The following is a 12,050-nucleotide window of genomic DNA, read 5'->3' as shown; positions in this document are numbered from 1 at the left end:
TCTGTGCCTGAGCCGTAGCTTGGTCTATCTTGACGGCTGCGCCATGCATCGCCGAACAGCCGTCAGGGGGAGAGACCGATGACCGTGATGACCGCCGCCGCCATCGAGGAATTTCTCGACGAGGTCTTTCCGCACCGCCAGGGCACCATAGAAGGGGTGGGCGAGATGCGCGCGACCATGAGCCTGGCCATCGAGGATGAGCACTTGCGGCCCGGGGGCTGCATTTCGGGGCCGACGCTGATGGGGCTGGCGGACGTCTGCCTGTACGTGGCGATTCTGGCCCAGATCGGCCCGGAGCCGATGGCGGTGACCACGGACTTCAGCTGCCACTTCCTGCGCCGCGCCCGCGGCGATCGCGATCTCATCGCCAATGCGCACATCGTCAAGCTGGGCCAGCGCCTGGCGGTCGGCGAAGTGCGTTTGTTCCCTGCCGGCGACGAGGAACCGGTGGCAACCGTCACCGCGACCTATGCCTTGCCCGACGAGGGCGATGACGATTGAGCGCGTCTGGAACGTGGGGCGCGAGGTCTCAGTGAGCGGGGCGCTGACGCCAGGCGCATATCGCCAGCGTCAGCCAGCCGGCCATCAGCAACAGACCACCGAACGGCGTGATGGGCCCCAGCCCCCACAGCCAGAGCCAGGTTGTCTGACTCCTCAGAGGGTGCTGCGCGTGCCACAGGCTCCCTTGTAAGCCATTTGCCCATCCCATGTAATTTCTTTATATTTTTACACTCGCATATAAAGTTTTGCGAATGTTGGCCGTTATCTATATTTGCATTCGCAAAAAATGGGGCGCGACTTGTGGCCGAGGTTCGTCATGTCCTTGTGGCAGGACTTTGTATCACGCTGATGATGGGTGCCATGCCGACTTTAGCGGCGGGCGACGACAAGCGGGTGGCCGGTAGCGGCAATTTCGAGCTCGATGAGCCTCAGCGGCGTTTGGAACAGCAGAAGCGGCGTCTCGAGGCACTCGAGCGTTTGCCGGGCACCGGGGAAGCATCTCAACCCTCTTCTGTATCCTCGGTGGAAACGTCCTGCCTCCCCATTCATGAACTGGACATGGAAGGGGCCACACTACTGAACGTCAGCGAGAAGCAGGCACTCGCCGATAGCATTCGCGAGCACTGTGCGACGGTGGACGACCTGAACGAATTGCTGAGGTTCATCACGCAGCTTTATCTCGATCACGGCTACATTACCTCTCGCGCCTACTTACCCCAGCAGGATCTTTCCAGCGGAAAGCTTCGTGTCATTGTCGTCGAAGGGCGAATAGAAACTTTCTCTTACCAGAACGACGACGTATCCAATGCGGAATTGTTGATGGCCTCGCCGGTAGAACCGGGCGCGCTGCTCAATATTCGGGACCTGGAGCAGTTGATCGATCAATTGAACCGGCTTCCCTCCAATCAGGCGAAACTGGCTCTTCGGCCTGGTGACGAGGTTGGTGGCAGTGTGGTCGATATCGACAACACACCCGGAAGACCGCTGCACGTATCGCTTGGTCGCAACAACGGTGGTAGCCAGGGCACCGGGGAGCAGCAATGGCAGGCAGGGGTACGCTGGGACAGCCCCCTCGGATTGGCCGACCAGTTGACGTTGCAACTCGGGCAGGCCGTGACCCGCCGTGACGATTCCGACTCCGACAGCCGTTATATCCGATACGAAGTGCCCTACGGTTACTGGACTTTCGATTACAGCTACAGTCGAAGCCAATATCGCACGCACGCGGAAGCCAATGGCTTCATCTTTGCGCTCGATGGCATCAGTGAAAAGCATGCGATAGGCATCGAGCGGGTGATACTCCGCGATCGCACCAGCAAGACCGGCGTCAGGGTCGGGCTCAGCAAATCGTCGACGCGTAACAACATTGATGGTACCCGCATCGAGGTCAGCAGCCAGGAACTCAGTGAGCTGGAACTGGGTATCAACCACGGCCGTCGCCTGGGTAGCGCGCTGATCAACGTCGACATTGGCTGGCAGCAGGGGCTGACGAGCTTCGGCGCACAGAGGGATAAAGGCCGCTCCGCTGCAGAACCCGCTGCCCAGTATCGCAAGAACACCCTGGCGCTCAGCTATTGGCAGCCCTTCTCCCTGTTCGACCAATCATTGAGTTTCACGAGTTTTGCCTATGGGCAATGGAGTCACGATGTGCTCTACAGCCCGCAACGGCTGACCATCGGTGGCGAGAGCACCGTACGTGGCTTCAAGGAACAGTCGCTCAGCGGTGACAGCGGTGGCTACTGGCGAAACGAGATCGGCTGGCGACACCCCTTCGATATCGCCAGACCCTTATTCGATACCTGGAACCTGTCGTTGGCCTACGACGTCGGCGTTATTCGTCATGGCCATTATAACCCGGAGCTGCATGGACGAATGAGCGGTTATGAACTCTCGCTGGGGCTGAGCGGGAAGTATCTCTCGGCGAATGTGGGCTTTGCTCATTCACTGGAGCGTCCTGACGTCATCGACTCGCGCGAGACACCGGTCTATTTCGATGTCCGGCTCGATATCTGAGCGGCGGTGGACGTGACTGGTCAGTGACAAGAAAAACGTACAGAAAAAAGATACTAAGGGGCAAGTCAGCAATGAACGCCAGATCCAATGGATTCCGTTACCTTGCCATCATTCTGATCAACGCACTCTTCTGGCACCCGGTGGTAGTGCTGGCTGACGGTATCGCCGTGTCACCCGGCGGCGGCAACACACATCTGGACCAGGCCGGTAACGGCGTTCCTGTCATCGATATTGCAACCCCCAATGGCAAGGGGCTTTCCCACAATACTTTCAGTGACTACAACGTCGACAAGCGTGGGCTGATTCTCAATAACGCCACGACCAAATGGCAAGACACCCAACTCGCCGGGAAGATCGTCGGCAACCCCAATCTCAGAGATCGGGCAGCGAGCCTGATCATCAACGAGGTCAACGGTGGCAATCCCAGTCGCTTGGCCGGCTATACCGAAGTGGCTGGACGTCAGGCCAGCGTAGTGGTCGCCAACCCCTACGGCATCACGTGCGACGGTTGCGGTTTCATCAACAGTCCCCGAGCCACCCTGACCACGGGAAAACCCATCATCGAGTCAGGCGAGTTAGACCATTTCGCCGTCGAACAAGGGCAAGTCGCCATCGAGGGGCTGGGGCTCGACGCTACCCAAGTCGACCAGTTCGACATCCTCACCCGTGCCGCCGAGGTCAATGCCGAAATTCATGCCAAGCGCTTGAATGTTGTCACAGGCGTCAACGACATCGATGCCGACAGCCTCGTCGCCTCGCCGCGCGAGGGGCAAGGGAAGGCGCCAGAGTTGGCCATCGATTCCTCCGCTCTGGGTGGCATGTATGCGGACCGCATCTCTCTGGTCGGTACCGAAGCAGGTGTCGGCGTCAAGCTGGCCGGTGATATGGCTGCCAGCGCGGGTGACTTGAGTATTGATGTCGACGGTCATCTCCACCTGGCTGATGCCGCCAGTCAACGGCAAATCGCGATCGAAGCCGCCAGCGCAACGCTTGCCGGCGATGTGCGTGCTTCCGACCGCATAGCGCTGGACGTTCGCGACGATATCGCTAACCAGGGAAGACTCGTCAGTGGGGCTGATGTCGCCCTCGACGCCGGGGGCAACATCGTCAATCGTGGTATTTTGAGTGCCGGTGTCGACGACAGCGGTGGTCAACGTCGTGCCGGTCGCCTGACCCTCACGGCCGCTGAACTGGACAATCGCGGCCGAATCGACGCTACCAGCCATCTAGACACCGATCTCGGCAGCCTAGACAACCAAGGCCAATTACTCGCCGACGAACTCGGTATCACTACTACCGGTACCTTGGCCAACGATGGTGTCCTGCAAGGGGACAGCCTGCGTATCGAGGCCGACAGCCGCCTCGTCAATAGAGGCCGCATCCAGGGCAGCCAAGTGCGGCTTGAGAGTGAGCACATCGACAACCTCGGGGAGAATGCACGGCTCGCCGCCGCCGATTCGCTCTTGATCGATACCGAGGTCCTCAACAACCTCGGCGGCATTCTGCAGTTCGGCAGCGAACAAGACGTGCATCTCGACGTTGCACAATTCGACAACGATGCGGGTGCGGTGCTCGTCGACGGGGGGACGTTAGAGGCCGATATATCTTCCCTGAGCAATCAGGCTGGAATCATGCAGGCGGACGAGCTGACTGTCGCCGCCGATCAAATCGACAACGATAACGGCCTGCTCGCTGCCGACAGTGCCATGAGACTCTCCGTTGGGAACGAGTTGAGCAATCGTGGTGGTCGGTTGCAAGTCACTCGCGGCGATATTCGTCTCGATGCTGGTTCGCTGGACAACACCGAAGGCATCCTGCTGGCCGACGGGCTATCCCTGAGACTCGATGGTGTCATGGCGAATCGGCGGGGACGCCTGACCGGCAGGTGGCTGAATCTCGACGCCGCTAGCCTCGATAATGGCGATGAGGGGCTCATTTCTACTGACGATCTGCAGATCTCGCTCACTGACTCGCTGAACAACGATAGCGGCCGAATGCAGGGTCGCGATACCGTCAAGCTAGATGCTGCGTCGATTGATAACCGCAAGGGGCAGGTCACTGGTGGGCTATTCAGCCTGACAACCGCCATGCTGGATAATGACAATGGCCTACTCGATGCTAACGGTGCCATGAGTCTGGCCGTCGGAGAAGAACTGAGCAACCGCAGTGGCCAACTTGTCGGCAGCGCGATCAATCTCGTCGCCGCTAGCCTCGATAATGGCGATAACGGGATGGTCGCTGCCGATGCGGCGGGTTTATCGGTGTCTCTGGGCAACACCCTCAATAATGCCGGCGGGCGCCTCCAGGCCAAAAATAGCGTCGCGCTGGAAGCCCATGACATAGATGATCGTGGTGGTGTCATCAGTGGTCGGGCCATTAGTCTCGAAGGGGCAACACTAACCAATGATGCCGGTACCATCGTCGCCAACCAGGAAGCACTTCGACTCTCGTTGACCGGCGCTCTGGACAACGACGCCGGTCAGCTCATCGGCAAGTCCATCTCCCTCGAGGCTGGCAGCATCACCAACGATGGTGGCCTGCTAAGTGCAGATGGGGCGCTGAGCTTGGTCGCGAACGAGGCTTTGAACAATCGCAACGGCCAGATGCAGACTGCCCACGGCGATTTGCATCTGGATGCCGGCCAGCTCGACAACACGTACGGCGTGCTACTGGCCGATCACCTTGACCTGAGAGTCGGGGATACCGTTACCAATCGTGGCGGGCATCTGACCGGCGACGCTCTGACACTCGGCGCCGACAGCCTCGATAATGGCGACGACGGGCTAATCGGCGTCGCTGACGCTTTACAGATCACGCTCGCGGGAGCACTGACCAACGCCGGCGGCCAGATCCAGTCCGATGGCGACGCTGCCTTGAATGCCATGCGTCTCGACAATCGGAATGGTGCGATTCTCGGGGGGGCTGGCGGCCTTGCTGCTACTCTGAGTGCCACGAGCGGCACGGCCTTAGATAACCACGACGGCCTCATCGACGTAGAAGATGGCGACCTCCAATTGATCGCCACGAGTGGTGTACTGAAAAACCGCGGTGGCACGCTGAGGGCCGAGCGTTTGAATATCGACGCCAAGTCCCTCGACAACGGTGATGCCGGTCAAGTGCTTTCGGGTCCGGGCGGGCTGGTGCTCGACACCGCTGGCCTCGTCAATCAGGACGGGCTGCTCAGCGCCGGAGATGGTGCCCTGAAGGCCAACTTCACCAGGCTCGACAATCGTGGTGGCACTTTGCAGGGTGACGCCGTCAGCGCTATCGGTTCCATCCTCGACAATCGCCAGGGTGGTCTCATCGCCGCGGTGACCGGCGACGTCGATCTGCGGCTCGACCAACGCCTCGACAACCGCCAGGGTCGCCTTTTCGCCCGGAAGGCACTGACCATCGACCCGCCGACGCTCGATAACCGACAGGGAGAGATGGCTGGCCAGCAAGTCGCGCTGGAAGCCGGCACCCTAATCAACGAGGGCGGCCTGATTGAAGCTTCCGACGTCCTGACGATCAACGCCGATAACCTAGACAACGTGGACGGTGACCTGCGCGTGCTGGGCGGCGACGATGCCAGGCTCAATATCGCCGGGACCTTCGACAACAGATATGGCCACACTGCCTTGGCTTCTCAGGATGCCACGCTCAATGCTGCAACGCTGCGTAATGCCAATGGCAGCCTCACTCATGCCGGTAACGGTCGTCTCACGCTTGACCTCGACACCTTGCAGGGTGACCGAGGAAAGGTGCAAGGCACTGGAGGCGGCCTTGTCACCGCACGGCGCTCAAGTGGCATCGGCGACTGGCAGTTCAACCAGGGGCTCGAACTGAGCCTCGAGCAGGCGCTGGTTCTCGATGCCGAGGATCGGCTCGCCAGCCCTGGCGCGCTCACCTTGCACATACCCGGCCTCGACAACCGCGGCACGATCGCCGCCAATCTTGCCCTGGCGGTCGACAGCGACGGCGACATCACCAATCGTGGCCTGATTTCGACCCAGGGCAACCTCGACGTGCGGGGCCACAACCTGACCCAGCATGACGGTCGGCTGGCTAGCGGTGGCAATGCCACCTATCGCCTGAGTGGCACGCTCGATAATCTCGGCCGACTGACGTCTGTCGGCAACCTGGATCTCGAGGCTGGCGCCGTCACCAACCGCGGGACCCTCGGTAGCCAGAACGACTTGCGCTTGTTCAGTGACGGCCGCATCGACAATCTGGCCGACTCCCTGCTGTTTGCAGGAGGCGACATGACACTGCGCGGCAACCGGCTTTACAACCGCTATGCAGATATCTATAGCCGCGGCGACCTGGACTTCGCGCGCAGTGACAATGGCACCATGGCCAGCCGACTGGAGAATCGGTCGGGAAATATTCATGCTGGCGAAGACATTGTTGTGCATGCCAGGAACTTTATAAACAAGAAGGATAAGTTTAAGACAAGTGGTAATGGTGACTTGTATAAAGCGACTATCGAATATTTGGGCGGGATGGTGGGTTGCGCGCCCCCGACGATATTTCATCTGGCTGGAAGCTCTTGTTTGACATATGAAGGAAAAGAATATTATGGGGCTTCTGTGACTGAAGATTCTCCTTCGGCCAATTTAGAAGGTGAGAATATCTCAGTTATTTCTGAAAGCTTTAAAAATAGTAATAGCTGGGTTTTCTCATTTGGTGATCTGGAAATATTGGCTGATAGCTTTGAGAGTGCCGCTGGTGAAGGAAGTGAAAAAACAAAAAAATATAGGATAACGATAAATGACAAGATGGTTTCTCCTGGGTTTTTAGGGGAGCTAGAAGGTTATGATCCTAGTGTAATGTCTGAAGTGAGGTTTGATTCGAATGATTATGAGGAAGTCTACAAGAGGATGCTGCGTGGGCAGTATGCAGGTGGATATCGGGATGAGGTTATCATAGAGGAAAGCGGAAATGCTTTGAGCCAAGGGGGCATCCAAGGAATGGGATCGGTTACCATTCAGGTAAATGGGCAGTTGAAAAATGGAATGGTAACTGATAACACGTATCAACAACTCCAGGGGAGATTGAGCGATACAGAAGCTGAGCATCCCACTCAGCATCTTGTTGTCACCACCAGTACAAGAAGTACTGATATGGCCGCAGAACCTTTAGCCCCTTACTACGACGCCGAATGGGAAAGAAGAGGGGTAGAGGATAATGAAAAATCACTTAAGAATCATGAGATATACACCTCGCAGGGTGGCCAATCTGTCACCCAGTTCCCTGTGGAAGTAAATTTTCCCCCAATAGACTATCAGGGCACAGAATTCGAGCGTGTCGCGCCGTTAACTTTACCTAGCTTCCGCCTTCCACAAGGCGATTATGGGCTTTTCATTAAGAGCCGCGCGCCGGAAAGCCGCTATCTGGTTGAGACCAACCCCAAGTTCACCGCTATTGAGAACGTCGTTAGTTCTGAATATCTGCTTGATAAGCTTAACTATAGCGATGATAACGCCTACCGGATGCTCGGTGATGGTCGCTACGAGTCCCGTTTGATTAGGGACGCGATCCAATCGTCGACGGGCAGTCGCTTCCTGGATGAGCGTCTCGCCGACGACTACCAGCAGTATCGTTACCTGATGGACAATGCCATTGCGGCTCAGAATACCTTGGGGCTGACGGTGGGGGTCGGTCTCACACCCGAGCAGAGGGCGGCCTTGACCCATGATATCGTCTGGCTGGAAAGTCAGGAAATCGATGGTGAAGCGGTACTGGCTCCAGTGCTCTATCTGGCTCAGGTGGAGGAGCGCAACATTAGCGGTGGCAGCCTGATTCAAGGTGGCGACGTTGAACTAATCGCCGGCGGCGACCTAGTCAATATTGGCTCCATTGAGGCTGCCAACGATCTGACAATGGATAGTGGGAGCAGCATCCTTCAGGGAGGCTTAGTTGAGGCCGGCAATCGCCTCAATATGAGCGCAGCCGATGACATTCGAAATGCCGTGGCTGGAGAGATACGTGGTCATAAGATTTCCTTGGAAACTTTTAAGGGCGACATCGTTAATGACCGCTTAGCTGTGAAAGTAGGCTATGATCATGATTATGAAACCTATATTGATCAGGGCGGTATCATATCTTCATACGATGATGTGAGCATCAGCTCCGCTAGGGATTTTGTTAATCTGGGGGAGATCGAAAGCGACTCTAAAGTCATGATTGAGGCCGCCCGTGATATCAAAGTCAATTCTGTAGAAGATAGCTACAGGAATATGCTGTGGTTTACTATATATAACTATAATGTTGACGAAGGTGGTGTTCAGCGTCCGGCCAGAATTGGTTCTAAGGAAAGTTTACTGCTTAGCGCAGGCCGCGATATTTCTATTTCGGCGAGTCGTGTTGATTCAGGAAGGGGTGTTCTAATCGAGTCTGGGAGGGATGTGCTTCTCGACTCATCTGCTGATTTTTCGAAAAATTATAGAGCTAATCATGGTGAACGCCATATTTATGAAAATTTTGAGCAGGTAGCAAGCCAGGTGTCAGCACGGGATGATGTCAAAATAGCTGCTGTGGACGGTTTTAGTGTCGATGCCTCTGATGTCTATGCTGGCGATGATTTATTCGCTATGGCTGGGGGTGACATAAGCATAAAATCTCGGAGTAATCGAATTACTGAGGAATACCACACGCGTTCGGGGCATTCACATAAAAAAATCATCGATACCAGCATTCGCCAGCAAGGCAGCACGCTCGATGCCGGTGGCGATCTCTCGGTCAGCGCCGGCAATGACGTCAACCTGGTTGCCAGCCAGGCGCGTGCCGATGATGCCGCTTTCCTGTTCGCCGGTCGCGACGTCAACCTGCTGGCCGCTACCGACCAGGACTACTCCCTCTACGAAAAGGAAAAGGACGGCGGCCTGTTCGGCAGCAGCAGCTATCGCCGCGACGAGGTCGACGACCGTCGCGCCGTCGGTAGCCAGATCGTTGGCGGAGACGGCCTCAGCGTGTTCAGCGGCGGCGACCAGACCTACCAGGGCGCTCGCCTCGAGTCGGGCGGCGATCTTGCCCTGACCAGCCTGGGCAGCATCGACTTCGCCACCGCCAGCGACCTGCACAGCGAGTCCCACGAGAAGAGCAGCGGCAACTTCGCCTGGCAGTCCTCCAAGGGCGAGGGCCGTACCGACGAGACGCTGCGCCAGAGCGAGCTGATCGCCCGGGGCGAGACGCTCATTCAGGCGGCCAACGGCCTGAACATCGACGTTAGCCGCATCGACCAGCAGACGGTCAGCCAGACCATCGACGCCATGGTCGCCGCCGATCCCGACTTCGCCTGGCTCAAGGACATGGAAGCGCGCGGCGACGTCGACTGGCACCAGGTCAAGGCGATTCACGACAGTTGGGATTACAGCCAATCGGGGCTAAGCCAGGTCGCTGCGTTGGCTGTAAGCATCACTGTGGCAGCAATGACGTCGGGAGCAGCGAGTTCGGCTATTGGAGCGATGTCGGGTACGGCGGCCGGCGCAGGAGCGACGAGTGCCACCTCCATGTGGGCCGCAGCCACGGAAACGGTGGCGGCTGGATGGGCGAATGCTGCCATGTCCGGTGCCATTGCCGGTGCAGCTGGCAGTGCCGTGGGAGCGGCTAGCCAGGGGATAGACTGGCAGAAACCGGCATTGCATGGGGCGATAACAGGCGGCTTGGCCAATTATTTAGCGGCGGGTACCTATTACCACAACCCCTTGAGCAAGATGACCGATCTCGGGCAACAGCTCTCGCAAGGCGCTTTACTGGATGCCGGCAAGGTGGTGGGGGGCTTGGTCATGCAAAAGACCTGGAATCGTATCGCCGAAAAGATGGCAAAGGGCGTGGGCTTGAGTGAGGAAGAGTTGAATTGGGTTTTGATGGCCAGTTCGATAGCGGGAGACCAACTACCAGGAATCGGCAATCGTTATAAGTCGGATGACCGAGAATTTACGCTGACGTATTCCAACGGCGCACGTGGGTTTATGGATAGTGGCCTAACGGGAGTACCATTTAACGTGATTGATACCGCACTTGGATATCAAGGGTTGCCGGATACTTCCGTTCGGGCTTACCTGATGAATCAAGGGTTTGAGGGAAAGTTAACAGGGCATAGCTTGGGAACATTAACCGCCAACTATCTGGCGGGTAACGGCCTGGCGGATCATGCTGAACTGTTCTCTTTACCTTTCGGAAATATTGCGGCGCCCAACGCGCGTCTTACCATTGGTTCCGGGGATCTGATCAATGGCGGCTATCTCGGAAAGGTTTTCAATCCGGATGCGATTGTGGCGCCAATCACACCCCTTCAGCATCCTTTCGAAAACTACAAGGCGTTTATCGATGCAAATCCTGAGCTCTACTCGACAAATAATTAATGCCTTAATGGCGCGAAGCAGGCATGCCAAGCAGCGGCGATGGGTTCAGGCCTCTCTTGCCGCCGTTATGATGGCTACCCTCAACGGTTGTCCGACCATGGCCGATTATGGTGCTGCGACCAGCGGTAATAACAGCGATTTCGTGGCTCCCCATGAGCAGTTCCAAGTCGATTCGATGGACTATCCGGTTTTTGCTGTCATACAAGACCACATCGCTCCACGCTCCAATGTTAACTATCCGCAAAATAATGGCCGGGAAATGCCCGCGTTAAAGGAAAATTACCGCTGGCAGGTTACTCACAAGGTGCATGGTGAGTATTTGATCGGTTCCGAGAGCTTCGATCAAACTAGTTGTAGCTGGACAAAGGACGGTCGGGACCATCCGGAGCATTGCGAGCCGGGAGGCATCGGCGCGGAATATCTGGATCGTATCTATGTCTACCCGGACGGCTCCGCCTATGCCTACGGCTACTTGAAGAACACTCCCCGGTGGCCGCACTGGTTCGGCAAGGACGAGACCTGGTTCCGGCATGATGATACCGGGGACTGGTCCGGTCAGCCTTGGTTCGAGTGTGTGGCACGCTGTGACAAGCTGAAAAATATGAGTGCCGATAGAGATGCCCAGGCTTTGGTTCAAAAAGTGAATAAGAGCACTGCCGCTATTCACAAATCTGTGATCAACGTTGACGCTGATTACTTCACGATACGCCAAGAAAAATTGCAGGTCGATCCGATGGATTATCCGGTTTTTGCCGTCAGTCAAGACCGCGAGGCACCGCGTGCTGGTGTGAGTGGAAAGATTTTTACTCCTTCATGGTTTGGTCAGAAAATGCTGCCACTGAAGAAAAGCTATCGCTGGAGGGTCACGCATAAATTCCACGGTGAATATCTGATTGGTTCCAAGCAGTACGATCAAGCTAATTGCCGTCAGACAGTTGATGGCCGGGATCAACCAGAGCATTGCGAGCCAGGTGGAATCGGCGCCGAAATCTTGAATCGTATCTATATTCATCCGGATGGTTCGGCTTATGCTTACGCCTTTCTCAAGAACACCCAGCGATGGCCGCCAGGCAAGCAGGAGACTCTATTACGGCATGACGATAGCGGGGACTGGTCCGGTCAGCCGTGGTTCGAGTGCGTGGCTCGGTGCGACAAGCTGAAAAATATGCGAGCCGATCCATAGCCTTC

At 56.9% G+C, this 12,050-nt stretch carries 5 protein-coding genes; 4 read left to right on the top strand and 1 reads right to left on the bottom strand.

Going from position 1 to position 12,050, the window contains the following annotated elements:
* Window positions 1-78 precede the first annotated feature (78 nt).
* Complete coding sequence (locus CSAL_RS15980) at window positions 79-501, top strand: PaaI family thioesterase (protein WP_011508443.1); 423 nt, start codon at window positions 79-81, stop codon at window positions 499-501.
* A gap of 28 nt (window positions 502-529) precedes the next feature.
* Here the strand turns inward: CSAL_RS15980 and CSAL_RS17340 are convergent, their stop codons facing one another.
* Window positions 530-709, bottom strand: coding sequence for a DUF423 domain-containing protein (locus CSAL_RS17340; RefSeq protein WP_083831118.1), 180 nt, complete (start codon window positions 707-709; stop codon window positions 530-532).
* Between the two features lie 92 nt (window positions 710-801).
* On the opposite strand from CSAL_RS17340, the gene CSAL_RS15975 reads away from it, so the two are divergent.
* From CSAL_RS15975 to CSAL_RS15965, 3 genes are all read left to right on the top strand, one after another.
* Entirely contained in the window at window positions 802-2,514 is a 1,713-nt protein-coding gene (locus CSAL_RS15975; RefSeq protein WP_011508442.1) for a ShlB/FhaC/HecB family hemolysin secretion/activation protein, read from the top strand.
* 71 nt (window positions 2,515-2,585) lie between these two features.
* A complete protein-coding gene (locus CSAL_RS15970; RefSeq protein WP_011508441.1) occupies window positions 2,586-10,862 on the top strand; it encodes a two-partner secretion domain-containing protein in 8,277 nt (2,758 codons plus the stop codon).
* Window positions 10,828-12,045 carry a hypothetical protein gene (locus CSAL_RS15965; protein WP_148266840.1) on the top strand — a complete coding sequence of 406 codons (1,218 nt, stop codon included), beginning with the start codon at window positions 10,828-10,830 and terminating at the stop codon, window positions 12,043-12,045. The genes CSAL_RS15970 and CSAL_RS15965 overlap by 35 nt, the downstream gene beginning before the upstream one ends.
* Window positions 12,046-12,050 lie beyond the last annotated feature (5 nt).

The sequence above is a fragment of the Chromohalobacter israelensis DSM 3043 genome (assembly GCF_000055785.1).
Taxonomy (GTDB): Bacteria; Pseudomonadota; Gammaproteobacteria; order Pseudomonadales; family Halomonadaceae; genus Chromohalobacter; species Chromohalobacter israelensis.
This window is presented reverse-complemented; position numbering and strand designations above follow the sequence as displayed.